24 protein-coding genes are annotated in these 25,444 nt (G+C 47.8%); 11 read left to right on the top strand and 13 right to left on the bottom strand.

Features of this window, described 5'->3' with window-relative positions; translation table 11 throughout:
- Positions 1-48: 48 nt before the first annotated feature.
- Together serC and ACPXXB_RS05550 are read left to right on the top strand one after the other, a co-directional pair.
- On the top strand, positions 49-1,149 hold the full coding sequence (gene serC, locus ACPXXB_RS05555) for a 3-phosphoserine/phosphohydroxythreonine transaminase (RefSeq protein WP_423910331.1): 1,101 nt from the start codon (positions 49-51) through the stop codon (positions 1,147-1,149).
- 13 nt (positions 1,150-1,162) lie between these two features.
- Positions 1,163-2,416 (top strand): DUF1015 domain-containing protein, encoded by a 1,254-nt coding sequence (locus ACPXXB_RS05550; RefSeq protein ID WP_423910328.1) that lies wholly within the window; start codon positions 1,163-1,165, stop codon positions 2,414-2,416.
- A gap of 85 nt (positions 2,417-2,501) precedes the next feature.
- Here the strand turns inward: ACPXXB_RS05550 and prmC are convergent, their stop codons facing one another.
- The 3 genes from prmC to hemA all read right to left on the bottom strand — a co-directional run bounded on the left by prmC (position 2,502) and on the right by hemA (position 5,913).
- Positions 2,502-3,335: a peptide chain release factor N(5)-glutamine methyltransferase gene (gene prmC / locus ACPXXB_RS05545; protein ID WP_423910326.1), complete on the bottom strand. Its 834-nt coding sequence runs from the start codon at positions 3,333-3,335 to the stop codon at positions 2,502-2,504.
- A gap of 91 nt (positions 3,336-3,426) precedes the next feature.
- A complete protein-coding gene (gene prfA, locus ACPXXB_RS05540) occupies positions 3,427-4,512 on the bottom strand; it encodes a peptide chain release factor 1 (RefSeq protein ID WP_423910323.1) in 1,086 nt (361 codons plus the stop codon).
- A gap of 141 nt (positions 4,513-4,653) precedes the next feature.
- Positions 4,654-5,913 carry a glutamyl-tRNA reductase gene (gene hemA, locus ACPXXB_RS05535; protein WP_423910995.1) on the bottom strand — a complete coding sequence of 420 codons (1,260 nt, stop codon included), beginning with the start codon at positions 5,911-5,913 and terminating at the stop codon, positions 4,654-4,656.
- Between the two features lie 213 nt (positions 5,914-6,126).
- Here hemA and ACPXXB_RS05530 point away from each other — a divergent pair, with 213 nt between their 5' ends.
- The 3 genes from ACPXXB_RS05530 to ispE all read left to right on the top strand — a co-directional run bounded on the left by ACPXXB_RS05530 (position 6,127) and on the right by ispE (position 9,600).
- The gene (locus ACPXXB_RS05530) at positions 6,127-7,977 is read left to right on the top strand and encodes a tetratricopeptide repeat protein (protein ID WP_423910320.1); all 1,851 of its coding nucleotides are present in this window, start codon (positions 6,127-6,129) and stop codon (positions 7,975-7,977) included.
- 70 nt (positions 7,978-8,047) lie between these two features.
- On the top strand, positions 8,048-8,722 hold the full coding sequence (gene lolB, locus ACPXXB_RS05525; RefSeq protein WP_423910317.1) for a lipoprotein insertase outer membrane protein LolB: 675 nt from the start codon (positions 8,048-8,050) through the stop codon (positions 8,720-8,722).
- A 14-nt stretch (positions 8,723-8,736) separates the two neighbouring features.
- Positions 8,737-9,600: a 4-(cytidine 5'-diphospho)-2-C-methyl-D-erythritol kinase gene (gene ispE, locus ACPXXB_RS05520; RefSeq protein WP_423910314.1), complete on the top strand. Its 864-nt coding sequence runs from the start codon at positions 8,737-8,739 to the stop codon at positions 9,598-9,600.
- Positions 9,601-9,660: 60 nt separating this feature from the next.
- Here ispE and speB read toward each other — a convergent pair whose 3' ends face one another.
- Positions 9,661-10,623 carry an agmatinase gene (speB, locus tag ACPXXB_RS05515; protein ID WP_423910311.1) on the bottom strand — a complete coding sequence of 321 codons (963 nt, stop codon included), beginning with the start codon at positions 10,621-10,623 and terminating at the stop codon, positions 9,661-9,663.
- A gap of 71 nt (positions 10,624-10,694) precedes the next feature.
- Complete coding sequence (locus ACPXXB_RS05510) at positions 10,695-11,855, bottom strand: dimethylsulfoniopropionate demethylase (RefSeq protein ID WP_423910309.1); 1,161 nt, start codon at positions 11,853-11,855, stop codon at positions 10,695-10,697.
- 188 nt (positions 11,856-12,043) lie between these two features.
- Between ACPXXB_RS05510 and ACPXXB_RS05505 the strand changes: the two genes are divergently transcribed.
- Positions 12,044-13,681, top strand: coding sequence for an AMP-binding protein (locus ACPXXB_RS05505; RefSeq protein WP_423910306.1), 1,638 nt, complete (start codon positions 12,044-12,046; stop codon positions 13,679-13,681).
- 53 nt (positions 13,682-13,734) lie between these two features.
- On the top strand, positions 13,735-15,090 hold the full coding sequence (locus tag ACPXXB_RS05500) for a 3-hydroxyacyl-CoA dehydrogenase NAD-binding domain-containing protein (RefSeq protein ID WP_423910304.1): 1,356 nt from the start codon (positions 13,735-13,737) through the stop codon (positions 15,088-15,090).
- 142 nt (positions 15,091-15,232) lie between these two features.
- Here the strand turns inward: ACPXXB_RS05500 and ACPXXB_RS05495 are convergent, their stop codons facing one another.
- Positions 15,233-15,475 carry a hypothetical protein gene (locus tag ACPXXB_RS05495; protein WP_423911234.1) on the bottom strand — a complete coding sequence of 81 codons (243 nt, stop codon included), beginning with the start codon at positions 15,473-15,475 and terminating at the stop codon, positions 15,233-15,235.
- Here ACPXXB_RS05495 and cysQ point away from each other — a divergent pair.
- The 3 genes from cysQ to ACPXXB_RS05480 all read left to right on the top strand — a co-directional run bounded on the left by cysQ (position 15,389) and on the right by ACPXXB_RS05480 (position 17,542).
- Complete coding sequence (cysQ, locus tag ACPXXB_RS05490; RefSeq protein ID WP_423910992.1) at positions 15,389-16,132, top strand: 3'(2'),5'-bisphosphate nucleotidase CysQ; 744 nt, start codon at positions 15,389-15,391, stop codon at positions 16,130-16,132. The two genes, ACPXXB_RS05495 and cysQ, sit on opposite strands and share 87 nt — an antisense overlap.
- A gap of 259 nt (positions 16,133-16,391) precedes the next feature.
- The gene (locus tag ACPXXB_RS05485; RefSeq protein WP_423910302.1) at positions 16,392-16,808 is read left to right on the top strand and encodes a DoxX family protein; all 417 of its coding nucleotides are present in this window, start codon (positions 16,392-16,394) and stop codon (positions 16,806-16,808) included.
- Positions 16,809-17,083: 275 nt separating this feature from the next.
- Positions 17,084-17,542, top strand: coding sequence for a CBS domain-containing protein (locus ACPXXB_RS05480; protein WP_423910299.1), 459 nt, complete (start codon positions 17,084-17,086; stop codon positions 17,540-17,542).
- Between the two features lie 227 nt (positions 17,543-17,769).
- Here ACPXXB_RS05480 and ACPXXB_RS05475 read toward each other — a convergent pair whose 3' ends face one another.
- The 3 genes from ACPXXB_RS05475 to ACPXXB_RS05465 all read right to left on the bottom strand — a co-directional run bounded on the left by ACPXXB_RS05475 (position 17,770) and on the right by ACPXXB_RS05465 (position 19,743).
- On the bottom strand, positions 17,770-18,642 hold the full coding sequence (locus tag ACPXXB_RS05475) for an HNH endonuclease (protein WP_423910296.1): 873 nt from the start codon (positions 18,640-18,642) through the stop codon (positions 17,770-17,772).
- A gap of 44 nt (positions 18,643-18,686) precedes the next feature.
- Positions 18,687-18,950 (bottom strand): hypothetical protein, encoded by a 264-nt coding sequence (locus ACPXXB_RS05470; RefSeq protein WP_423910293.1) that lies wholly within the window; start codon positions 18,948-18,950, stop codon positions 18,687-18,689.
- Between the two features lie 94 nt (positions 18,951-19,044).
- Positions 19,045-19,743, bottom strand: coding sequence for an OmpA family protein (locus ACPXXB_RS05465; RefSeq protein ID WP_423910290.1), 699 nt, complete (start codon positions 19,741-19,743; stop codon positions 19,045-19,047).
- A gap of 269 nt (positions 19,744-20,012) precedes the next feature.
- Between ACPXXB_RS05465 and pncB the strand changes: the two genes are divergently transcribed.
- Positions 20,013-21,317: a nicotinate phosphoribosyltransferase gene (gene pncB, locus ACPXXB_RS05460; protein ID WP_423910288.1), complete on the top strand. Its 1,305-nt coding sequence runs from the start codon at positions 20,013-20,015 to the stop codon at positions 21,315-21,317.
- A gap of 100 nt (positions 21,318-21,417) precedes the next feature.
- On the opposite strand, the gene ACPXXB_RS05455 is transcribed toward pncB, so the two are convergent.
- The 4 genes from ACPXXB_RS05455 to ACPXXB_RS05440 form a co-directional block, all read right to left on the bottom strand.
- On the bottom strand, positions 21,418-21,993 hold the full coding sequence (locus tag ACPXXB_RS05455) for an NADPH-dependent FMN reductase (RefSeq protein WP_423910285.1): 576 nt from the start codon (positions 21,991-21,993) through the stop codon (positions 21,418-21,420).
- A 216-nt stretch (positions 21,994-22,209) separates the two neighbouring features.
- The gene (locus ACPXXB_RS05450) at positions 22,210-22,593 is read right to left on the bottom strand and encodes a DUF3461 family protein (RefSeq protein WP_423910283.1); all 384 of its coding nucleotides are present in this window, start codon (positions 22,591-22,593) and stop codon (positions 22,210-22,212) included.
- Positions 22,594-22,620: 27 nt separating this feature from the next.
- Positions 22,621-24,513, bottom strand: a complete 1,893-nt coding sequence (locus tag ACPXXB_RS05445; RefSeq protein ID WP_423910280.1) for an ABC transporter ATP-binding protein — start codon at positions 24,511-24,513, stop codon at positions 22,621-22,623.
- A 4-nt stretch (positions 24,514-24,517) separates the two neighbouring features.
- Positions 24,518-25,438, bottom strand: a complete 921-nt coding sequence (locus ACPXXB_RS05440; protein ID WP_423910275.1) for an ABC transporter permease — start codon at positions 25,436-25,438, stop codon at positions 24,518-24,520.
- Positions 25,439-25,444 lie beyond the last annotated feature (6 nt).

Raw genomic sequence — 25,444 nt, 5'->3', positions numbered from 1 at the left:
CAATCCGCAAGTTAATCCACTACAAATCAATCTACTTAGGGCGAGTCAATGAGTTCAAATTTAAACAGTCACAGAAAACATAATTTCAGCGCAGGCCCCTGCACGCTGCCCTTGGCAGTTCTGCAACAGGCTCAGCAGGAATTCGTCGATTATCAGGGCGCCGGAATGTCTCTGATCGAAATGAGCCATCGCGGCAAGCACTTTGATGCGGTTGCCAACGAAGCGATGGCGTTATCCATGGAAGTATTTCAGGTTCCCGATGATTTCAGCGTGCTGTTTTTGCAGGGCGGGGCAATGCTGCAATTTTCCATGATACCGATGAATTTGCTGGCCAATGGACAAAAGGGCGCCTATGTCAATTCCGGGGCTTGGGCCGACGGCGCCATCACCGATGCCAAAGAGTATGGGGATATTTACACCGCCTGGGACGGCGCGGAAAATAACTATACCCGAATGCCGGCCACCTCTGAACTGGAAATGCAGGACAACACTCGTTATCTGCATATCACTACCAATGAAACGATTGGCGGTATTCGATTTCCCGAATGGCCGGAGGTTGATGTTCCCCTGATAGGCGATATGTCGTCCGAATATATGGCGCGTCCTCTGCCCTGGGGAAAATTTGATTTGGTTTATGGCGGCGCTCAGAAAAACCTTGGGCCAGCCGGTATGGCCGTGGTTTTCATTCGCAAATCCATTCTTGAGAATACCAATAAAAATATCGGGCGATATCTTAGATATGACATTCAGGAATCAAATGGATCAATGTTTAATACCCCGCCGGTATTTCCAATTTATATGTTCGGCAAAGTTTTGACATGGATGAAAAAGCAAGGCGGTCTGGCGGCGATGGAAACTCTGGCGACAGAAAAATCCGGGGCATTGTATCGCGCCATTGATGATAGCGACGGTTATTACAACTGCCCGGTAGATGTTGCCTGCCGCTCTCATATGAATGTTGTTTTTCGACTACCCAGCGAAGATTTGGAGAAAAAATTTCTATCCGAAAGCGCACAAGCCAACTTCATGAACTTAAAGGGTCATAGAAGCGTCGGCGGCTGTCGGGCAAGCATCTACAATGCGCTACCAAAAAGCAGCGTCGATGCCCTCGCTGAATTTATGGCTGCCTTTAGAAACAACAACGGCTGACTGTTTTTCGGATATGCCAAGAATCAAAGCGTTTAAGGGTTATCTGGTCAATGCTACGCGGGCCAAACAAGTGGTTTCACCTGCGTATGATTCAGTTTCGCCGGAACAACGCCGACAATTCGCAGAGTCAAATCCGCAAAATTTTTTAAATACCATGCGTTTGCTGGAAGATTTTCCCGCCGATGCGCGACCTACTCAAGCACAACTTCTGCTGACCAATAAAGCGAACCTGGCGAAACTACTGGATGACGGCTCTTACGAAAAACTTGGGCAGCCCTGTTTGTTTGTGTATCAGTTAGGCAACGGCAGGCATGTGCAAACTGGCGTGGTCTGCGAAGTGAGTATTGAAGAGTACGAAAAAGGCTTAGTGCGAAAACACGAAAACACCCGCAGCGACAAAGAAGATTTGTTGACCCACTACCAAAAAGTTGTCGGTGTCTCGTCCAGCCCGATTTGCCTGGCTTATTTGCAAAGTGATGCTATAGACGATCATGTCGCTCAACTCATTCAAAAACCGGCTGATCTTGAGTTTATCTCCGAAGATGCCTTCCAACAGCAAGTTGTCAAACAGAAGGTATGGTGTATCAAGGACTTGGTCGAACAGCGGAAATTGCTCGACCTGTTCAGTAAAATTGAGATAACCTACCTGACCGACGGACACCACCGTGCTGCGTCTGGACATCGTTATGCTAAAATTATGCGGGAACAATATAGTAACAATGGAGACGAACCCTATAACCAACTGCTGGTCGCACTATTCCCGGACAACCAACTCAACTTACTGCCTTTTCATCGCTGCGTCAAAGACCTGAATGGCTTGAATGAAACGCAGATAGTCGAAGCGTTGGGGAAATGTTTTGCAGTCAAAAAACTGAGCGGTCAAACCACATTCGATGCATCCAAACATGGTGAATTTGGAATGTACATCAATAATAGTTGGTATCTGCTCAATGTTGCACCTGAATATATTGATCAAACAGACCCGGTTAGTTCATTGGACGTAACCCTATTGCAAAATTTGATTTTAGACCCGATTTTCGGCATTAAGGACATGCGCGGGGATGCTCGGCTCGATTATATTGCCGGGGTAAGCGGTAATGAAGGCATTAAACAAAAATGCAGCGAGGGCTGGAAAGTTGTTTTCGCATGCTACGCCACTTCAATCGCGCAGTTAATGGATGTCGCAGATGCGGATTTGCTAATGCCGCCAAAATCAACCTATTTCGATCCGAAACCGAGGTCCGGTATATTTGTCCAATTGAAGTGACCCGTGGTTGCCATCCGCATCTGTCACCCATTTGTCATCCTCACAAGAGTCAAGCAACCATGAATTTCCTGAACACTGCGCTGCTTTAATTCAATCGCGCCGCCGTGACCCGGTCGTTGCCGCTCAAATCCTGAGCCGTGGTTACGTCGCCATAGCCATCATCAGATAATCGCTCTCGAACGCCCTGACCTTGCTGGAATCCATGTTCAAGCACAATCCATCCGCCTGAGCGAAGATAGGTTTTAGCATGCCTAGCGATATGATTGATTGCCGCATAGCCGCATCCATCAGCAACCAGGGCGTCTCTGGGCTCGAAACGCACATCACCAATCTGCAAGTGCTTATCATCGGCGGATAGATAAGGTGGATTCGAGCAAATCAGATGGTATTTTTCACCGCCCAGATTTTTAAACCAATCGCCCTGCAAAAATTCAATATTGTTAAATCCTAATGCGCTCTGATTGCCACGCGCAACCGCAAGTGCCTGCATTGAATTATCCGTAGCGGATATACGCGCATGGGGCAATTCTGATGCCAACGCCAAGGCGATGGCTCCGCTGCCCGTGCCCAGCTCCAAAATGCCGGCATTGGGACATCCATCAATCAGTGCCAACACACGCTCAACCAGTGTTTCGGTTTCATGGCGGGGAATTAAAACCCGATCATTTACCCTGATCGGAAGCGACCAGAACTCTCTGACCCCGGTTAAGTAGGCAACCGGTATGCCCTTTTGCCGCTTGACGACTATTTTTTTATAACTGTCTATCTGCGTGGCTGACAATTTCCTGTCTCCATGTGCAATCAACTCGGCGGCATCCTGGCCTAATACATAACCCAACAGAATCCTGGATTCCATATACCAATTCTCCATCCCGAAGAACTGCTTTTTAGACCAGGTCAGCAACTCGCTTATAGTCAAACGCTTGGTCAAATGCTTGGTCAAATGCTTGTAAAAGCGGATTTGTAGTGCGGTTTGTACCAGGGTCGCATATCAATATTTATGCCAAATTTTAAGCGTTATTTAACTCGGCAAGCAACTGCGCCTGATGCTCTGATATTAATGGATCAATAATTTGATCGACATTACCCGCCAGGACTTCATCCAATTTGTACAGCGTTAAACTGACCCGATGATCTGTAACTCTGCCTTGTGGATAATTATAAGTACGAATCCGTTCAGAACGATCGCCGCTGCCAACCAACGATTTGCGAGTACTTGCCTGTTCTTGCTGCTGCTGTTGAATTTGTGCTTCGAGCAATCTCGATTTTAGCGCCGACATCGCTCGCGCCCGATTCTTATGTTGCGATCTTTGATCCTGACATTCCACGACTGCCCCGGTGGGTAGATGGGTGATGCGGATGGCTGAATCGGTTTTGTTTACGTGCTGCCCGCCCGCACCTGAAGCGCGAAATGTATCTATTCGTAAATCGGCTGGGTTGATTTCAATCTCATCCATTTTATCCGCTTCGGGCATAACCGCGACAGTACACGCGGAAGTGTGTATGCGCCCCTGAGATTCCGTTTCCGGGACACGTTGCACCCGGTGAGCGCCCGATTCAAATTTTAATCGGGAATACGCGCCGTCCCCGACTATCTTGCTGATAATTTCTTTATAACCGCCATGTTCGCCTTCGCTGCTACTCATCACTTCTACCTCCCAGCGACGGCTTTCGGCATACGCATGGTACATCTTGAATAAATCCATGGAGAACAGCGCGGCCTCATCACCCCCGGTTCCAGCACGGATTTCAAGATAGATATTACGACCATCATTGGGATCTTTTGGCAACAGCAGTGTTTGCAGATTGCTGTCGCATTCCTCCATATACTGCTCCAGGACCGGCAATTCATCCTTCGCCATTGCTCGAATTGAACTATCAGAATCCTCCAGCATGGCGCGTGTTTCGGCAAACTCCTGAGCCAGCGCCTGATGTTGATTAAAAGTCTCGACGATGGAAATTATTTCTGATAACTCAATGGACAGTTTTCGAAAATTTTCCTGATCGGAAATTATCTCAGGCGACGACAACAGCATATTGAGCTCTTCGTGTCGGTCAACGACCTGCAGCAATTTTTGTTTAATAGATGGGTTCATCTTCGCTTCGCCTGACAAAACCACATGAGAAAACTGACAAAAGTTACACCCTCTTCATTTTATTTTTTTGGATAAGGCGCAAGCGATAGTGTGTTTAAGTTATGTGACTTCGTTTAGGCTCGTGCCGTTTCCTTTAAAATATTAATGCAAAAGGTGTAAATTAAATAACTTTCGCGCGGCCGAGATAACACTGGCATTGCCGTCGATATCCGCTTGTTTAAGCACCTGACTAGGTTGATGCGCAAATTTGTTGGTCAAGTCTCTGGCAAATTGCTCAAGAACTTTTTCGGCATCCCCCCCGTTTTCCAGTTTTTTAAGCGCACGCTCCAATTCCGCTTGTTTTAAATCGTTCAATCCTTCCCTAAAAGCTTTTATTGCGGGCACCGATTCCAATGAGCGCATCCAGCGCATAAACTTTACCACCTGAAAGTCGATTATGTTTTCCGCCTGTTCAGTCGCGCGCAAGCGAACTTCCCGATTCTCATCAATCACAGATTTCAAATCGTCAACAGTATATAAATAGACATCTTTGAGTTGACTTACTTCGGGTTCGACATCCCGCGGCACCGCCAGATCGAGAATAAACATTGGGCTGCGTTTTCTTTTTTTCAGTGCGGCCTCAATGGCGCCTTTTCCTAAAATAGGTAATGTGCTGGCGGTTGAGGTAACCACAATATCAGCGTGCTGCAATCGCTCAGGAATTTGGGCCAGGGTAATGGCTTCGCAGCCGGCTTCTTTTGCCAAAGTTTGCGCCTTGTCTATAGAGCGATTAGCGATGATGATATGCTTCACTTGATTTTGTTGCAGGTGTCTGGCCACTAACTCAATGGTTTCTCCTGCGCCAATCAACAATACCGTCTGCTCCGAAAGCCGGGTGAATATTCGCTTGGCCAGGTTTACTCCGGAATAAGCCACCGATACCGCATTGACACCAATAGCCGTATCGGTTCGTACCTGCTTGGCGACATTAAAAGTATGCTGAAACAATCGGTTCAACACTTTTCCGGTAGCACCGATACTCGATGCCGTTAGAAAGGCATTTTTCATTTGACCCAGAATTTGAGGTTCGCCCAACACCAGTGAATCCAACCCCGAAGCAACGCGAAACGCATGTTTCACTGCGGCCTCATTTGGGTAGTGATAGATGCTTTTGTTCAAATCGCTCTGATTGAGGCCGCTGTATTCAGACAACCATGCCAGAATACGTGTTTTATCATCGTTTTCCTGGCCACAATAGATTTCCGTTCTATTGCAGGTGGATAATATGGTTGCTTCCGCCGCTCCCGCAGATTGGGTCAGATCTGCTAAAGCCTGGTGGATGGAATCCGGGCCAAACGCTGCCTTTTCACGCACTTCTATCGAGGCGGTCTGGTGATTCAAGCCTAGCGTTAAAATATGCATATTGCGAATTTGCCTTAGCAAAAAGGAAGCGAAGCACCCAAAACATCCGATACATTGTCCGCCTTGTGATGCCGGCATCAGGTTTTGGACAGGTTTCAGAAATCTATCATTGGGCTTTGTATTATAGTGATAATCACAATAAAATCCCTGCAATCCGACTGGAAACATTGGTAGACTTTGATTATGTTTTTTATCGATTAATCGGCGTATAACTTGTTCGTTACCCTTAAATTTTTATCGCGGAGTCCGGCAAAACTGATACTTTGTGCCGGCGTTTTACTGTTCATTGGCGCCTGTCAATCGCCTTCACCGACCGCCGCAATCTTTGCACATAGCTCAATCCAGGCACATGGGCAGGCACCTGAGCAGGCAACTGAAACAAAACCTCAATCTCAACTCACCGCTGAACTGCTGTACGACTTGCTTGTCGCATCAATCGCTTCCCAAAGAAACAGGCCGATTGTCGCACAGGAAGCGCTTTCAAGCGCAGCCTATCAATCCAGAGATCACCGAATTATTTCCGGAGCAATACAACTTGCGATGGATCTTGAAGAATATCAGCAGGCTATGGCACTCGCTCAATTTTTTAATCGTCTGCAACCCGATAATTACCGGATAATCCTTTCTCTGGCAAAAGCGCAGTTTAAATTAGGCGAACATCAGAATGCTTTAGCCCTGCTAATTGATTTGGTAAAAAATCAAACCGCTCATAATATTTTGCCTGATATTTTAGTGCTGCAGGATATTGCGGCGTTGCTGTCCGCACAGAACCAGAAAACCGTATTACCCGAATTCATAAAATACGTCGAAAAAAATTCTGCCAATGAACAACTTACATTGACCGCCGCCCTACTCGCTTCAAGGCTGGGTAATGCGGATGAATTTATCAGGTTGCTGGACAAAACCCTTGAACTCAAATCGGATTGGGAATTTCCAGGCACACTCAAGTTATCAGAATTATCCAATCGTGACCTCAATAGCATGACAAGTTTCGCTGAGAATTATCTAAAAGCCAACCCGGAACACGAAAAATTCAAATTCCAGTACGCACGATTATTAATTCAACAGGATAATATTGATAGCGCGCTCGATCACCTTAAAGAAATATTGGTATTCAATCCTGATTCCGCCGACACCCTGTTCACAATAGGCATCATTTATTTGGACAAAGACTTGTTGGCAGAATCCAAAAAAGCACTGGAGCGATACCTTGAACTTAATCTAAAAAATGATCGAAACCGGCAAAAAACTGATCAAAGCCGGATTTATCTGGCTGATATTGAGTTTGAACTAAAGAATTACTCTGCCGCTGCGTTGCATCTGCACGGCGTTTCGTCGCAAAGATATTACCTGGACGCTCAGGTAAAAATGGCATGGGTAATAGCGCAACGAGATGATATCGATTCCGCTTTAAACCATTTACAGCAAATTTATACGGCCAACGATGATCAGAGAACCCGAATTATTCTCGAACAAGACGTATTGTTAAGAGAGCATAATCAGTTGGACCGATCAAGATTAGTGCTCAATGAGGGATTGGAAGAATTTCCTGAACATCCAGATTTATTGTACAATCGGGGATTGCTTGCAGCTCAGATGGAATTGTTGGAACTGCATGAGCAAGACATGCGTAAATTAATTGGGCTACAACCCGACAATGCTCATGCCTATAATGCGTTGGGTTATACCCTGGCGGATCAGACTGACAGACTGGACGAAGCCATGGATTTAATCGCCAAAGCGAATGAGTTGCTACCTGACAATGGTTTTATTCTCGATAGTATGGGCTGGGTTCATTTCAGATTGGGTCATAATGAACAAGCGATAAAATTTTTGCGGCAAGCGCTGGAGGTAAGGCAAGATGCTGAAATTGCTGCGCATTTAGGCGAGGTGCTTTGGGTTACTGGTCATAAAGATGAAGCCCTAAAAATTTGGCAACAGGGAACCGAGTGGGGACCGGAAAATTCAATTTTAAAAAATACGATTGATAGATTTTCTCAACAACAATCGACCTATTTTGCTCCCAGATATTATCCGGCACAGATCGCCCAACAGTCAAATTGATCCATTTTTGCTATCTGTCCAGGTAATTTTCACATATTCAAAGCACACCCTTGTTGTTCGTCCGTAGATAATGGATTTTTATTACCGATTTTTTATCGCCTTCACGATTGTTGTTATGTCCGGCTGTGCAATCGGTATCCCAAAACAATCTGCTACAAAATCTGATCAGCTTGCACTTTGGCAGCAGCAGAAATTAAATAACTCAAATATTTCCAGTTGGGCGCTCAAGGGAAAAATCGGCGTTAAAACGGGCAACAAAGGCGGATCGGCCACATTGAAATGGTCTTACGTAAATGACCATCAGGAAATTGAACTTTATGGCCCGTTCGGCGGGGGTCGCATAAAAATTTCGGTAACAAGCGATTCTGCAATCCTGAAAGACACTAAAGGCTCGGTGATTAAAGGCGAGACGGCGGATCAGGTGTTATATCAACGATTAGGCTGGCAGGTTCCTTTTACAGAACTGATTATGTGGTGCAGAGGATTGCCCGATGGCGATGCCACGGACGTGGTAATTGACCAATATGGACGACTGAAAAGCTTCAATCAGGGCGTGTGGCAGGTCGAATATCAGGAATATCGGTCTGTTAATGATTTAATCTTGCCACGCAAGCTCACGGTCACGTCATTGCCTGGAGGCATGGCGCTTTATGATGACCATGGAAAGTATATTGGCGATCAATTGAGCGTCAAGGTGATTTTGAAACGTTGGTCGGCTATCAACCAACCCGACAACCTGAATTAGCGTCATTAGTGAACATGGCAGTATCAGGCTCAAACCTCAACGCTCTGGTAATGCGCTCGCCAGCAAAAATTAACCTGTTTCTTCATATAACCGGACAGAGAAGCGATGGCTATCACTTATTGGAAACTGTTTTTCAGTTTCTTGATTTTGCCGATATACTGAAATTTGAAATCCTGAAAGACAGCCACATTGTTCGGCACGATGAGCATGAATTTTTGCTTCCAAAAAATGATTTAATCATCCAGGCTGCCGAACTGCTTCGCAAAGAATTTCAGTCAGGCAATACGCCGGGCGTAAGCATAACCTTAACCAAAAAAATACCGCCAGGATCTGGGATGGGCGGCGGTAGTTCAAACGCCGCCACGACCTTGCTGGCTTTAAACCGACTATGGAATTTAGGCTTGACCCGCAATGACTTGCTGCCGCTTGCCGTTCAACTCGGTGCTGATGTGCCGGTATTCATCTATGGAAAATCGTGCTGGGCCACGGGTATCGGCGATACGTTTGAAAGCTTTGAGCCACCCCAACATTGGTATTGTATTTGTGTTCCATCAGTGGCCGTTTCAACCTCGGCGGTATTCTCCCACCCTGATCTTCAGCGCAATCGCCCATCGACAACTAAAAAAGCCATGACGAAAAAAGATGTGCAAAGCGAAAATACCACCAATGATCTTGAGCCGATTACCCGATTACTCTACCCCGAAGTCGATCAAGCATTCAAAACCCTGGGCAGTTATGGGGAGGCGAAAATGAACGGCAGCGGATCCTCTGTTTATCTACGCTGTGACTCCAAAGACAAAGCCAGCGAAATTTGCCGCAAGCTACCTTCACATTTAAACTGTGTAGTAACCCAGGCTTTGAACGATATTACCGAGTAAGTGAAACACAGGCGGCGCAAGCCGCAATTAGACCACATTGATAATGACGAGAGGGCGTGTTTAGAATTTTTCACCCAGCTTATGCCTGGCGGCATACAACGCAATGAAATCATAGGCAATAAACGCCGCTAACAGCGAGGTGATTTCCGCGTGATCATAGGGCGGTGAAACTTCGACCAGGTCCATGCCAATCAGGTTCATTCCACGCAAACCTCTTAGTATTTGCAAGACCTGGGCAGAACTCAGCCCGCCGCATACCGGGGTGCCTGTGCCCGGGGCGAAAGCAGGGTCGACGCAATCGATATCAAAGGTTAAATAGGTTTTATGGTCTTCGAGAATGTTTTTTATGTTATCAATTAACTTTTCCACCCCATGTTTATGAATCCAGTCAGCATGGAAAATATTGAATCCCAGAGGCTCATCATTGGTTGTACGAATGCCCACTTGAACGGATTCTTCCGGAATAACCAATCCTTCTTTAACCGCATGAAAAAACATTGTGCCATGATCGATTCTTCCTGCTTCGTCTTTCCATGTATCGGTATGCGCGTCGAAATGAAGCAATGAAACCGGGCCATATTTTTTTACGTGGGCGCGCAGTATCGGCAACGTTAAAAAGTGGTCTCCGCCCAATGACAATACTGCTGTATCCGTATTCAGGATGGTTTCAATGTGTGCCTGTATTTGATTCGGAACCTCCTCGGGTCGCCCTTGATCAAAACTGCAATCACCATAATCCGCTATTTTCAGCAATTCAAGCGCGTCAAATTCCCACGGCCAATTGCGCTGCCAAGCAACTTCGGTGGAGGCTGCGCGAATTCCCCTCGGTCCAAATCGAGCGCCGGGACGATTGGTGGTCGCCGTGTCGAAGGGAATCCCGGTAACCGCCAAATCCGCTGCGGCTAAATCCTTGCTATATTTCCGGCGGGCAAAACTCAATGCGCCGGAATAATTGTGTTCTGGATTGACACCACTTAGGGACTTTGCGGTAAAGGCATGGTCGCTGTTATCCTCGGTGCTCATGGTCGCCTTATATTGGTTTTGAACAGCGGTTAGCCGATTCTAAATTCATCCGGAAATATTTCAGACGGTATTCATTCTGAATTCATCGGAATTTCCATATCCAGTTTTTTTCCGCGTTTTACCACTATAGTTGCTTCTCTGGCAGATTCTCCCGGCTCGGCTGCCCCAATGTCGGCCCGAAACTTTCTGCCTTTCTGATTAACCTCGGCATCAATAATTGCGAATGCAACATTTGACTGATAGTTTCTGGAATAGACCGAACTGGTCACGATACCCACAACCTTGTTATTTTCATCGACCACATCCCAGGTTGACCTCGGTGAAGCCATTGGGCTGCCACTGACCGCCAGATATACGTGGTTTTTACGCACTCCATTCTTTGCAAACTTGGCCATCGCGCCTTTGGACATGCACTCGGCGTCTTTGCTGGCCTCAAAAAATCTATCCAAGCCACATTCATATGGATTGTTCTCCATTGTCATATCGCTGCCGTAGGACAGTAATCCACGTTCAATTCGATCAACAATATTAGGGCATCCTGCGCGAATATTATATTTCCGCCCGGCTTCCCAGATAATGTCCCATAACGCCAAGCCCTTGGATCCATCCTGAAGATAAATCTCGAAACCGCCCTGCCCGCTCCATCCCGAGCGGGCGATAATCACCTCCGTTTCCGCCAGCATGGCTTCAATAAACCAAAACCGCTTTATATCTCTAATATGCTCGCCGACCACATCGGCCAGCAAATCATCGGATTTCGGACCTTGAACGGCTAACGGGCTGACATCGGGCTCAAACACAGAGACGTTATATCCACGACCATAGGCAATGCCTTTTAACCACAACAATACTCCTGAATCTGAGATAGAAACCCACAATCGATCTTCCGCCAGCCTGAGAATAATTGGATCATTGACAATCCCGCCGTGCTCATCCACTAACGGCGCATACATGCACTGCCCTATTGCACACTTGGATATATCCCTGGGCGTCGCCAGTTCAACCAAGCGCATGGCATCAGCGCCGACCACTTCAACCTGGCGCTCGCACGAGACATCCCAAATCTGAACATACCGGCAAAGATGCTCGTAGTCCTCTTGCGGCGAACAAAAGTAAGACGCCAAAGGTCTATGGTTGTAGATGGTCAACCCCTTGACGCCATGTTCAAATACCCGCTGCTCGAATGGGGTTTTTGTTAGGCGTCGTGATAATACAAGTTCCGGTGATTGCATCTTCTTTTGCTTTATAATTGGTTGTTTACCATTGCGGATTATGCGCCCTCTGCCCTGATTTTGAAATTACTAAATTGTATTGCACGTTGATTGATTGGCGCCTGATTGCGTCCCTCATTTATTTGTTTCCAATAACGCGGCATTGCAATACTGATTGGATTCCAGACCAAGCAACTAAAACAGATTCTATGAAAGAAAACTATGACCTGCTCAATCGGGTTGACGGCCTCAACTACGTCGAACTAACGCCAGTTTCATTTCTGCACAGAGCCCGGGATACCTACCCCGAACACCCTGGAATTGTGTATGGCAATCGCTCATACAACTGGAAGCAAGTCGCAAATCGGTGCCAACAGTTAGCTTCCGGCTTGAAAAAACTGGAAGTTGAAAAAGGCGCCACGATATCGATAATGGCCGCCAATACCCCGGAGCTGGCAGAAGGTCATTTTGGCGTGCCCATGTCAGGGGGCGTGTTGAATGCGATCAATACCCGTCTCGATTCCGACACGGTGGCATACATACTCGAACACAGCGACGCCAAGGTATTGATAACCGATACCCATTTTTCCGAGACCATTTCCGCGGCGTTAAAAACCCTGTCGAAAACCATGAACAATCCGCCTGTTATCATTGATATCGTTGATGAGCAGGCCGATGCACCGCCGGGATGCGGGCAGCGGCTGGGGATAATGACATATGAAGAATTACTGGCCAGCGGGGACAACAGCGATGATTGGGGCAGGCCTGAATCGGAGTGGGACGCGCTGTCGCTAAACTATACCTCGGGAACCAGCGGCAAACCCAAAGGCGTGGTTTACCATCACCGTGGCGCCTATTTAATGTCGATGGGCACCGTTGCGGCCTGGCAGATTCCTAAACATTCCCGTTATCTGACTATCGTCCCGATGTTCCATTGCAATGGATGGGGACATGTCTGGACCATGGCGTTGATGGGCGGCACGCTGTTTTGCAACCGCGTGGTCAGCGCCGAAAATATTTTCTCGGCCATTAAAAATCACCGAATTACTCATTTCGGCGCCGCGCCGATTGTTCTTGCCATGCTCGCCAATGCCCCGCCAGAAATCCAATATACCCCGGATTACACGGTGCAAGTGATGACCGCCGGCGCGCCTCCACCGAGCAAGATTCTGGAAAAGACCGCCCAACTTGGATTTAATGTCCTCCATTCCTATGGCCTCACGGAAACTTATGGCCATATATTGTATTGCGATTGGCGTGCAGAATGGGCCAATCTGCCCATTGGCGAGCAAGCCGAAATTAAATCTCGCCAGGGTGTGCGATTTCAAATGATGGAATCGGCTAAAGTGATTAACGTGGGCACCGGGCAACTGGTCCTAGCAGATGGCGAAACCATCGGCGAAATTGTTCTGCAAGGCAATCCCATTATGAAAGGCTATTATAAAAGCTCAGAAGCGACTGACGCTGCATTTAAAGATGGCTGGTTTCATACCGGCGACCTTGCAGTTGTTCATCCAGACGGCTATATCGAAATCAAGGACCGCTTAAAAGATATTATTATTTCCGGCGGCGAAAATATTTCGTCAATCGAAATCGAGTCGGTGCTATACAAGTTTCCCAAGGTTGCTGCTGCTGCGGTGGTGGCAAAGCCCGATGAAAAATGGGGCGAAACTCCGTGTGCATTTGTAGAACTAAAAGAAGCGGAGCAAGCCACTGAAGAAGAAATAATTGCATTTTGCAAAGCGCATCTGGCAAACTTTAAACGACCCAAGAAAATAGTGTTTATTGAATTGCCAAAAACATCAACCGGGAAAATTCAAACTCAGGGAGATGGTTGCTTCCGGTAAGGTGTAATCAAACTAAACGAACAATTCACAAACATTTTTTATTCGGACCAACAATGACTAATATAAACCTGATTGATATAGAACGAGTTGCCGTGCTGGGCTCTGGCACGATGGGAACGGGCATTGCCGGGATCTGCGCCAACGCGGGTTTTGAGGTATTGCTACTGGATTTGGAGAAAGCCTCCTGCGATACCGCCGTCTCTAAGATAAAAGCGGCCCGACTAACGGCGGGTAGATCATCGATGATCGAGAATCATGCGTTGTTAGACAAAATTACCACGGGTTCATTTGAGCATGACCTGGACAAGATTGCCGATTGCCAATGGATCTGCGAAGCCATCATTGAAGACGTGAATATCAAGCGCGAAATTTTCATGCGCATTGAAGCACTCAGAAGCGACCGCTCCATTATATCAACCAACACATCCGGCATCCCGTTACGCGACATTTATGCGGGCATGCCGATGCGATTACAAAAAGATATCGCGGTCACCCACTTTTTCAACCCGGTGCATATTATGAAATTGGTGGAGTTGGTGGCGGGAGAAAATACTCAACCCGAGGTCATTGCAACGCTGGCTGATTTCCTCGGCAAGTCCCACGGCAAGTCCTTGGGTAAAGGCGTGGTTTACGCTAAAGATACTGTCAATTTTATTGGCAACCGAATTGGCTGTATGTGGATGTTGGCCGGCCTCCAATTGGCCGAGAAGGCGATAACCGAACAAGGTCTAAGCATAGAAACCGTGGACGCTTTGATGTCGGACCCGATGGGATTTCCAGCCACCGGGCTGTATGGCTTAATTGATTTAGTCGGTTTGGATGTCATACTCAATGTCGCTAAAAACCTTGAAGTTAATTTACCAGCAAATGATTTTGGCAGAAAATTTATTCACTTTACCGACAACATCCGGGCGATGGTTGAGCGCGGGCAACTGGGACGAAAAACCGGTGGTGGATTTTACCAACTTATACGCCATAATGATGGCAGTAAAACCATGCAAGTATTTGATATTCAAAAACAACAATGGCGGGTTGCCGAGGAAGTTGAATTGCCTGAACACGAGCGGACATTATCCGGTTTATTCGAATCTGACAGCGCAAACGCCAGGTTTGTGAAAGATGTAATGGCAACTACGCTTTGTTATAGCGCGGATTTGGTGCCGGAGATCGCAGACGACATTATTAATGTGGATCGCGCAATGCGTTGGGGATTCGCATGGCAACGCGGGCCGTTTGAACTGATCGATGAACTGGGAGCGCAATGCTTGATCAAGCGGGTAAATGCCCATGGCCTGGCAATGCCAAAAATGCTGCAGGTTCTGATTGATGCCGGTCAATCAACGTTTTACAGAAACCATGGCAGTGAATTTTTAACCACCGCCGGAAACTGGGAACGTGTGCCGGATTAGCAAACAACAGCGTCGTCGAGCGGGCCAACGGCACCTGCCGCTATGAATACTATGCCTGCTACAAGAGGCCGCTCACCGTGGCCACGGTTGTTGGCGCTAGACTATCGTATCGCCAGACCCTGAAACCGCAATAGCCAATGAGTCAAAACCGGAAGTTTTTCTCGCGCTCGGCGATTACCCGAAACCATTTGCCCGCGCTCGAAAATGAAGTGATGGCATCGATGAAAAACAAGCCATGAAAAACCACCTGCAATAGGTGGTCGATATTGCGATTGATGCCGGGCGGGAAATTCTCGAGGTGTATGCGAGCAAGTTCGAGGTCGAGACCAAAGCGGACGGCTCGCCGTTGACCCAAGCCGACCGCCGCGCCGATGAACTCATCCACAAACGGTTGCGGCGACTCGACCAGGGCCTTCCGGTATTGTCTGAGGAATCCGGCGCAAAGGCGTTTGCGCGGCGGCGCGAGTGGAGCCGTTTCTGGCTGGTTGATCCGCTGGATGGCACCAATGGATTCGTCAAGCGTAATGATGAATTCACGGTCAATATCGCGTTGATCGAGGGTAGCGATTCGGTATTGGGGGTGGTATATGCGCCAGTTAGCGGAATCAGCTACTACGCCGCCGCTGGAACGAGGGCGTTCAAGGCTGGCGCGGCGCGGAAGCCGGTCCCCATCCAAGTGAAAAAATTCAATCGTGAAAATGCGATCATGGTGGCCAGCCGCTCCCACGCAAGCGCGGCGGTCGAAACCTACCGCGCGCGGCTTGCCGGCGAGGCCGAACAAGTGGAAATCACCCGCCTGGGGAGTGCCTTGAAAATTTGTCTAGTGGCGGAAGGGCTGGCGGACATCTATCCCCGCCTGGGGCCAACCTCGGAATGGGATACTGCGGCGGCGCATTGTGTCCTGGAGTCCGCCGGAGGCAGCGTCACGACCCTTTCCGGGGCGCCTCTCCAATACAACAAAGAGAGCCTCCTGAATCCCTGGTTCCTGGCCAGCGGCGACCCCGAATTCGACTGGAGCGCACTCGCCCACGGCCTGGAATAGTTCTTCTCGTCAATTAAGAAGCGGCTGCCGCCACCGTGTTTCACTCGATTTTGCCCCCCCCTATCCGTCCTGTCCTTGTGATGTCCTTCTGGCATCCAGGCTGCCTCTTCACCGTCATTCTGCCAAGCCATCGCCAAACAAATACCCGATTTGTCCAGTATGCGGTGGCCGTGAACACGTGCGTGAACACGTGACTGCACCGCACGCCATTATATGCCATACTTGGCAATGTCGATAACCAAAACACGGGAGGATAACGATGAACACGATATGCAAATTCATTGGGGCGGCATGCCCGTACGGCGAGTTGGCGGGGCGCATCGGCCTTGCCGTTGTTTTTTTGATAAGCGGCGTTGGCAAGATCGCCGGCTACGCCGGCACACAGGGCTACATGGAGTCGTATGGCGTGCCGGGCCTGTTGTTGCCACTGGTGATCGTGCTTGAGATTGGCGGCGCTGTGGGGTTGATCGTCGGTTGGAAGACGAGGTGGCTCGCGCTGGCGTTGGCGGCGTTCACCGTGCTCGCCGCGCTGTTGTTCCATTTTGACTTCGGCGACGGCTTGCAAAAGATTTTGTTCCTGAAGAACATCGCCATCGCCGGCGGCCTGCTGGTGTTGTGCTGTGCTGGCGCCGGGCATTTCAGCATCGACCGACTCAGCAAGCGCGACAACGCCTGAACCACCCCGGGTTCACTTCCGCTCGTCCTTGAGACTGACCCCTGCGGGGCTTGCGTGAAATAATTGATCCGGCAATTTTTTCTTGAGCGTAGCGAACCTGCAGAGTGTGCATCAGGCTGGAACGTTGGGACATGATCAACAACTCACCCTTGGCTGCCTGATTTTGCCTCATCGGTATTGAGTCAGGACATTCACATGACAACGGACCGGTTTCGGCGTAGTATTGTCTATCATTCAGATCGAAATGCAATTTAACTGAAATATAGAGGTGTAATATGCAGATAATAGAAATACTTAACACCAAGCAGGGGTCGGCACCAGATAAGGTGGTTTCATGTGAGCAGTCTAATCTGGTAAGCGATGCGCTGAAATTAATGATCGATAATAATATCGGCGCTCTGCCTGTTGTTTCCGGAGAGAAAGTTGTTGGCGTTTATTCTGAACGTGATGTCGTTAAGAGCTGTCAGCAGCAAGGCGTGGATTTTCTCGGCTGCAATTTGCGGGACATGATGAGCGCCAATGTGATTACGGTTCGTCCTGATCAGTCGGTCGACGATGCATTAGTGCTCATGCGCGACAACAACATTCGGCACCTGCCCGTTATCGATAATGATAGGATGGTTGGATTTTTGAGCCTAAGGGATCTCATGAATGCCAAATTGGATTATGCCAACAAAACGGCTGAATTTCTAAAAGATCAAGTGCATATTATGGATAAGCCATTGCCGATGTAATGCGAAGTCCACAAACGATCACGCAAAAATTTCTGCGGTCAATGGGATGGAGAGTACCCGATAGTGGATATTGCCTTGTTTATGCCTGAGTACCAAATAACGCTGATTGCGAGATTTAATTATTAAATTTTATGCTTTCTCCATCTATCAGCCTCAACCCAATCATCACGCCCGGCAAGTTTTAGTTCCCAGTCAAGCCATCCATTTCTACTCGTGCCAGTTATGTCTCATGATGCCATAGAAAACGAACCATAGTCGCCATGTGCGTCAATTACTAACCTCTTTTTCTCAATTTTTCCATAATAGGTCTTGTCTTGATACTTAAAACGACACTCGGTTCCTTCTGATGGAGGAAATTTTAAATTTTCTTTCTGTTCATCCATGTTTTCATTCTTTCCACTCTCCCACCAACAACAAAACTTATCCACATTTTCTTTGCTTCTGGGGTGACAACCTTTATGAACCAATGCTCCGTTACTTAAAACCGATTTTCCGCCCTGATGATGCTCTTGCACATGGTGAAATTCTGCGTCATTCCAAGGAACCACCACCGAATCGTCCCGCATTTTACACACTTGACACATTCGTTTGTCCTTGTAGTAAATGTATTCTTTCTCCGTATCTGTGAAGTTTCTTTTTGGATCTTTTGACGTTGGATTGAGCAAACGCAACATTTCTTTAACGAAAAACTGATGACGTCTTTGAATAGTATCTGCGACATCAATTTTGGTGCTAGTCGATTGAACATAAGAGTTATAATACTCTTTATTCTCATCAGTTTGATGATCGCCTTTCATCGCTTTGGCAGCAGCGAGATATTTTTTGTTAAAGTCCATAAAAGCATTGTGTAATTTTTCTTCCCATCCAGGGACATAATCTCTCAACAGCCCGTCAACTAGTAGAACTAAGCTGATTGCGTAGTGTGCTTTAAGCGGTTTGTGATCACTAAATATTTTCCCCAACATATCCAAAATTTTTTCGAACCGCTGAGCCGCTTCGGATGAATACTCAAAACCGATATTTTGAAAATAAAACTGGTCTATATTTACTGACTTAATGTCACAAAAAGATCTGGTTTCGCGCTTATTAAAATAGAGCATTGCAATTTGGGCGGCCAGCTTTCTTTTATTGCTCTCTCCACCTGCTAGCTTTGCGATATTATTGATTCTCTGTTACCCATCGATAATGTGCAGTCTGTTGGAAACAAATTCTCCAGCACCTCTTTTTTCCTTGTGAAAATAAAACGCGGGAATAGAATAGCCTCTGAAACAGAATCTATAAACATCTGCTCTTGATTCGGTTTCCATACAGGAGCTCTTTGATATTCGTAGTCAACTTGCAGAATATCGTCTTTCTTCCAGTCAATCAACCATTCAATAGTCTCATCAGTCTGAACTTCTATTTCCATTTTCTTACTTCAACTGGATTAAATGACAAGGCATATTTCGCGCCGAGGTGACCGGTGCCCGAGCCCGACAAACCAGCATCCATACCCATAAAAATTACTGCGTAACACGAATGCGCGGCTTGGGCGAAAATCGAATTTCCAGTCGGCGGTTTTGGGCGCGGCCTTGCTCGCTGTCGTTGTCGGCGATGGGGCGGCTCAAGCCGTAGCCGACCACTTTCAGCCGTAGCGGATCGATGCCCTGACTTATCAGGAATCGGGCCGCCGCCGAGGCCCTGGCGGCCGACAATTCCCAGTTGGACGGAAACGTCTCCCGGCGCTCCGCCTTGATGGAGATATTGTCGGTATGCCCTTCCAGGCTGACCGAGTATCCCGGATAATTTTTAATCAACTCGGTCACCTTCAACAACACCGCCTTGCCCGTGGCAGACAGACTCGTCGAGCCCAGATTGAAGACCACATCGCTACCTAATTGAATCGTGGTGGTGGCATCGCGCAGTTCCTGGATTTCGCCATCCTTGCGGCTTAACTTAGCACTCATATCCTGTTTAAGCGCTTCCTGTTTAAGCACTTCCTGTTTAAGCGCTTCGATATCCTCGCGCAGTTGCTCCGCATGACGACTTTCCGCCGACACGATCTCGGCGGACAATTCCGCATTTTTCGCCTCCAACTCGGATATTTGCTCGGACAACACCGCCAACTCGTCCGCTGTAATCTCCGGCACCAGTACGCGATTCTGGTAAGTCATGTAACCGGCAACCGCTACCGCCGCCGCCAGCAACACGCTTAATAGCACCGTTAATTTATTTATAATGGAACCCCCTGATTTGTTCTAATGGACAATATTTTGCCTAGGAATTATAATGGCACAAAATGGCCATTGCAAGACCCGCACCATAGCGCATCCATGGTTATATGGTCAACCTTGGATATCCCATGTCAATCAAAAAAATCATCGTCATCGTGGTAATTTTGTTGCTGATGCCCGACTTCATCCTCGACTTGATATTCGGTCACGAAATTTAATTCAAACAAGATTTCCAGCCTGCGGGCACTGAAAATACAATGACTACATCCGATCTGGCCAAGCGCGTATACGACCATACCTTCAAGTTGGACCCTATCGTCAGGAGCTTGCTGGATACGGATGTCTATAAGCTGTTGATGCTGCAAACCATCTGGAAAGAATTCGCCCGCATACCGGTAACCTTTTCGGTCATCAATCGCACCCATTCGGTTCGTCTCGCCGAGGAAATAAACAGTGTTGAGTTGCGCCAGCAATTGGATCATGCGCGCACCATCGGCATTACCAAAAAGGAAAGGATTTGGTTGGCCGGCAACACCTTCTACGGCCGAGAACGATTGTTTTCCACTGAGTTCATCGACTGGTTGGCCGACTATCGTCTGCCCGAATATCAACTCCGAAAACAGGACGGTCAGTTTCTGATCGACTTTCATGGCCACTGGTGCGAGGTGACGCTGTGGGAACTCCCGGTTTTAACCATTATCAGTGAACTCCGATCGCGGGCCGCGCTAAAAGAGGTGGGGCGGTTTGAACTTGATGTTATCTATGCCCGGGCAAAAGCGAAACTTTGGGAAAAGGTTATGCGCTTGAATCGACTCCCGGATTTACGCCTGGCTGATTTTGGCAGCCGTCGTCGCCACAGTTTCTTATGGCAAAACTGGTGTGTCGAAGCATTGAAAGATGGGCTGGGGGATAAATTTATCGGCACCAGCAATGTTCGATTAGCCATGGAACACGATCTCGAAGCGATTGGCACCAATGCCCATGAGCTGCCAATGGTGGTGGCCGCATTAGCGGATAGTGAGAATGAATTGCGTGATGCCCCTTACAAAATCCTGCAAAGTTGGCAACTTAATTATGACGGCAACCTGCTCATCGTTCTACCCGATACCTATGGCACCACTACATTTTTGGAAAATGCGCCCGATTGGGTGGCAAACTGGAGTGGCTTCCGGGTCGATTCCAAAGAGCCGGTCGCCGGCGGCGAAGAATTAATACAATGGTGGAAAACCATGGGACAGGACCCACAAGAAAAATTGATTATTTTTTCCGATGGACTGGACATCGATGAGATTGAGACCATTACTCATCATTTTGCACAAAAAGTGAACGTGGGTTTTGGATGGGGAACTAATTTAACCAATGATTTCAAGGATTGCGCGCCCACTCCGAATGATCGACTCAACGCATTCTCATTAGTTTGCAAGGTCACTGAAGCCGCTGGCAAGCCGACGGTAAAACTTTCAGATAATCTGGAAAAAGCATCAGGACCCAAGACGGAAATCGAGCGTTATCTGAAGGTTTTCGGAAAAAATCAAATAACAAAAATGAAAGTGGTCGTATAAGGATAAATGATTTTTTGGGACATTATTACGATGTGATGGTCGCACTTTCCCGTTAATCCGCGAGATTCCTTTCGCAAAGCGGCTAATTCCAATCAACCATTCAGCCGTTCAGTTTGTTCAAGGTTGCTACCAGGTTAATTCCCAGGTTTATGATGGCCTGCTGCTGTTTTTGATCGACTAATTGCCCTTCCTGGTTGAACGCTTTCATTGCATTTGACACTGTCACTTGATCGGGCAATACCGTCATGCCCAAATTACCTAATAACATTCTCAAAGACACCAACCCCCTGAGCCCGCCGAACCCGCCCGGCGATGCGGACATCAGCGAGACGCATTTACCGCTAAACGCGACTAATGATTTTTCGTCCGGCGCCTCTGATCTTGAAGCCCAGTCGATACAGTTTTTCAAAAGCCCGCTATAACCACTGTTATATTCCGGCGAGGAAATTAAAACGCCATCGCTATGCATTAAATGGTGTTTAAATTGTCGCGCCTTCTCTGGCATGCCTTGGTGCGTCTCATAGTCCTGATCGAATATCGGCATCGGGTAGTCTCTCAAGTCAATCAACGTTACCTCAGCATCCGCTTGCTGAGCACCCTGTGCAGCGATGGCAATTAACTTTCTATTAAACGAATCGGTGCGCGAGCTACCTGCAAATGCAAGAATTTTAGTCATGGCTATTTTTGGGAGTTATACCTTTAACTTTGCAAACACGAATAAATCAGCATTTTGTCATTTATTATGATGGTTTTGTGGGATGCTTCTGATGTTGGGAAAGACGGGGATGCACAGAGCCCGCCCTGGCCTGAATGGGCGCGCATAGGGCGGTGGTTGCGACCGCAACAACGCGCTGAAACTCTGGCGATAGTCCAAAGTTAAAGATATAACTCCCTAAATTTTCTCCACCAGCGATTTAATGTAGTCAATTCGAGAAGCGACATCTTCTTCCAGGGCGCGTACCTCTTCGGCAATCAGCTGGCTCACATTATGGGAATCCGCGCGCTCATCCATGAGTTGCTCCAATTCGGAAACCGCATTCCTGAATTCATTTGAGCTTTCGTACAGCACTTCCGTTCGACGTGTTCCGCTATCCACCATAGTCGATTTTTTAATTTGCGGAAACTTAAATTTTTTACTGACCGGCAGAATCGAGCCTTTTTTGCGATCGTAAATAATTCGAAGAATGTCAGTATTATCCACCATATAAGTCGCGAATCGTGCAATTTGTTCGGGGTTTTGCACACCCATTGCGATTAAAGCTAAATTTTTTCTCATAATTTTTTATCTCTAGTAAGCTAAATTTTATCTTGTTTCCAAGGGTTTATCTTTACCAATCTTCTCATATCCATGCAGAATTTGTTGCGTGTGCACTTCGGATTCGTTCAGTTGATCGATATCCAGATGACAGGCAATCTGGTGACCATCCTTAAGCTCACGGATGGGCACGTCTTTGACATCGCATGTGCCCTCAATGGCCATTGGGCAGCGATTGAAAAATGGACAACCGATTTTAGTGATCTCAACGCCGCGCGCAATACCCGCTGCCATTTCGCGTTTTTGCATGGTGTCTTCAAGCCAGCCAATACGAAGCTCGGGCACTGAACTGATCAGCAATCTCGTGTACGGATGATACGGTGGTGACAGCACTTCGTCTGTCGGGCCCTGTTCAACCACGCGACCGGCATAAAGCACCACAATTTCATCTGCGAACGAACCAACCGTGGATAAATCGTGGCTGATAAACACGAATGAAACGCCGGTTTTGTCACGCAATGCAGTCAGTAGTTTAATCACATTGGCGCCAACAATACTATCCAGCGCCGAGGTTACCTCGTCACACAACATCACTTCAGGATTTGCCGCCAGCGAACGAGCCATATTAATACGTTGCTTTTGTCCGCCGGATAATTCCATGGGATAGCGGCTGGCAAATTCTGCGGGCAGTTCAACCATTTCAAGAATTTCGGCAACCTTGGCGTGTTTTTTCTTGCCTTTGATGCCATGATAAAATTCCAATGGCCGGCCGATAATATCGCCAATGACCTGTTTGGGATTGAGAGCGGTATCTGCCATCTGGAAAACAAACTGAACTTTTTGAAGCTGGTCAAGTTTGCGGTCATTCAGACTGCCTTCCAGCTCTTTTCCTTCGAGTCTTACATGCCCTTTGGCCTGAGGCAATAAACCAGCCATGACCCTGGCCATTGTTGATTTACCGCAACCTGATTCGCCGATGACGCCGACAACATGGCCATTTTCAACTTTTACGGAGACATCGCGCAAGATAGTCGCTACCGGCTCTCCATCGACAATCCCGCCATACCCGGCAGTCATGTGATCAACTTCAATGGCAGGAACGTCACGATCATGTTCATCGCCTACCTGAACGCCCATACCCGCCGTGGGGGTTGGGCGAACCGCATCCATCAAGCGTTTGGTATAGGCATGGGACGGATTGTTGATAATCTGATCCACCGGCCCCTGCTCCATTATCTCGCCGCTGTATAAAACGACAATGTAATCGGCCACCTGGGCAACTACCGCCAGATCATGGGTCACATAAATAGCGGCCGCATTTTCCTCCTTGATAACCTTCTTGAAGGCTTTCAAGACTTCAATCTGGGTAGTAACGTCCAGTGCTGTAGTGGGCTCGTCCAAGACCATCAAATCCGGTTTACCGCACAACGCCATGGCCGCCATCAAACGCTGCAACTGACCGCCGGACACCTGGTGCGGATAACGATAGCCAATCCTGTTTGGATCGGGTAGTTCAAGCGCATGATATAATACCTCTGCGCGTTTGGTTGCTTCTGCCTGGTTTAACACGCCATGCAACACCGCGGATTCGGTGACTTGTTCGCCAATGGTAATTGCCGGATTAAATGTTGCCGCTGCGCTTTGTGCCAGATAGGCCACGTTTGCGCCGCGAAGCGCCCGCTGTTCCAGAGGCGCCATGGTCAATACATCCTTGCCTCTCAGTAGAACTTCGCCGCCGGTAAAGTGCAACCCTGGTTTTGTATAAGCCAACGCCGCCAGTGAGATTGTAGTTTTACCGGAACCGGATTCTCCGATCAAAGCAACCACTTCACCTTCGTGAATATCAAACGTAACGCCCTTGACAATGGGTATTTCCACCTTTTCATCGTTATAGGCACTAATTCTAAGATCTTTTACTTCAAATAATTTTTCTTTTTTCATCGTTCTACACCATTTTCTTCGCTAGGCTGCCACCCGACTTGGCGGAAATATCATCCACGATCAAGTTGACCGCGATGGTAAAGGTCGCAATCGCAAGTGCGGGCCATATTGCGGCGTAGGATCCATAGACCAGGCCTTGCAGGTTTTCGCGTACCATACTGCCCCAGTCAGAGGCCGGCGGCTGCACCCCCAGTCCGAGAAAACTCAGGCTGGAGATGAACAGCACCACAAACACCAGTCGCAGACCAAAATCAGTGGCCAGCGGCATGGCCGCATTGGGCAACACTTCTGATTTAATAATCCACCACAAACCTTCGCCGCGCGCCTGCGCCGCCTCGACAAAATCCTGCACCATAATATCCTGGCCCAGTGCGCGCGCTATCCGAAACACACTGGTCGCATAAATAATCGCGGCGATGCTAATCAGTATCGGTATGGAAGAACCCAGTGCCGCGATGGCAATCAAACCCATCATAATCGACGGCAATGCCAGTATCGAATCATTTATCCGACTGATGATCATATCGGTCCAACCGCCTTTCACCGCCGCGGCAATACCCAGCGTTATACCAATACAATAAGCCAATAGCGTAGCAATAATTGAAATTCCAATGGTATTTCTTGCGCCAAAGGCAACCCTTGAAAATGTATCCCTGCCCAAGTAATCGGTGCCCAAATAAAAGGTGCCGTATTCGTTGCTATGAGCATCCAAAAAGCTGTCATCGCCGTCCATATCCATTTCATGGAAGGGAGCAATATAAGGACCAATAACAACAATGACCATCCAGAATACAACGATTCCGACAGCGATTTTACCGGTCCAGGAAAGTTTTAATCTTCGCTTTGGCGGTGCATCGGGTAACTCAGCAAACGCGTCGAGTTTCGCGATTACCTCTTGTTCTTTTGTTTTATTATCTTCATTCATAATTCA

The organism is Candidatus Spongiihabitans sp. (genome assembly GCF_965237845.1).
Classification (GTDB): domain Bacteria; phylum Pseudomonadota; class Gammaproteobacteria; order Arenicellales; family Poriferihabitantaceae; genus Spongiihabitans.
The sequence above is the reverse complement of the archived record's forward strand: the minus strand, read 5'-3'. Positions and strand labels throughout refer to the sequence as shown.

What these genes read in the sequence shown, in the direction of transcription:
- ACPXXB_RS05470 (WP_423910293.1), bottom strand. Translation starts at nt 18,950, where the DNA reads ATGGAAATAGAAGTTCAGACTGATGAGACTATTGAATGGTTGATTGAC.
- ACPXXB_RS05475 (WP_423910296.1), bottom strand. Translation starts at nt 18,642, where the DNA reads ATGCTCTATTTTAATAAGCGCGAAACCAGATCTTTTTGTGACATTAAG.
- ACPXXB_RS05510 (WP_423910309.1), bottom strand. Translation starts at nt 11,855, where the DNA reads ATGCAATCACCGGAACTTGTATTATCACGACGCCTAACAAAAACCCCA.
- ACPXXB_RS05505 (WP_423910306.1), top strand. Translation starts at nt 12,044, where the DNA reads ATGAAAGAAAACTATGACCTGCTCAATCGGGTTGACGGCCTCAACTAC.
- ACPXXB_RS05480 (WP_423910299.1), top strand. Translation starts at nt 17,084, where the DNA reads ATGCAGATAATAGAAATACTTAACACCAAGCAGGGGTCGGCACCAGAT.
- hemA (WP_423910995.1), bottom strand. Translation starts at nt 5,913, where the DNA reads ATGCATATTTTAACGCTAGGCTTGAATCACCAGACCGCCTCGATAGAA.
- lolB (WP_423910317.1), top strand. Translation starts at nt 8,048, where the DNA reads ATGGATTTTTATTACCGATTTTTTATCGCCTTCACGATTGTTGTTATG.
- ACPXXB_RS05485 (WP_423910302.1), top strand. Translation starts at nt 16,392, where the DNA reads ATGAACACGATATGCAAATTCATTGGGGCGGCATGCCCGTACGGCGAG.
- speB (WP_423910311.1), bottom strand. Translation starts at nt 10,623, where the DNA reads ATGAGCACCGAGGATAACAGCGACCATGCCTTTACCGCAAAGTCCCTA.
- ACPXXB_RS05455 (WP_423910285.1), bottom strand. Translation starts at nt 21,993, where the DNA reads ATGACTAAAATTCTTGCATTTGCAGGTAGCTCGCGCACCGATTCGTTT.
- ACPXXB_RS05550 (WP_423910328.1), top strand. Translation starts at nt 1,163, where the DNA reads ATGCCAAGAATCAAAGCGTTTAAGGGTTATCTGGTCAATGCTACGCGG.
- ACPXXB_RS05440 (WP_423910275.1), bottom strand. Translation starts at nt 25,438, where the DNA reads ATGAATGAAGATAATAAAACAAAAGAACAAGAGGTAATCGCGAAACTC.
- ispE (WP_423910314.1), top strand. Translation starts at nt 8,737, where the DNA reads ATGGCAGTATCAGGCTCAAACCTCAACGCTCTGGTAATGCGCTCGCCA.
- ACPXXB_RS05500 (WP_423910304.1), top strand. Translation starts at nt 13,735, where the DNA reads ATGACTAATATAAACCTGATTGATATAGAACGAGTTGCCGTGCTGGGC.
- prfA (WP_423910323.1), bottom strand. Translation starts at nt 4,512, where the DNA reads ATGAACCCATCTATTAAACAAAAATTGCTGCAGGTCGTTGACCGACAC.
- ACPXXB_RS05445 (WP_423910280.1), bottom strand. Translation starts at nt 24,513, where the DNA reads ATGAAAAAAGAAAAATTATTTGAAGTAAAAGATCTTAGAATTAGTGCC.
- pncB (WP_423910288.1), top strand. Translation starts at nt 20,013, where the DNA reads ATGACTACATCCGATCTGGCCAAGCGCGTATACGACCATACCTTCAAG.
- ACPXXB_RS05450 (WP_423910283.1), bottom strand. Translation starts at nt 22,593, where the DNA reads ATGAGAAAAAATTTAGCTTTAATCGCAATGGGTGTGCAAAACCCCGAA.
- serC (WP_423910331.1), top strand. Translation starts at nt 49, where the DNA reads ATGAGTTCAAATTTAAACAGTCACAGAAAACATAATTTCAGCGCAGGC.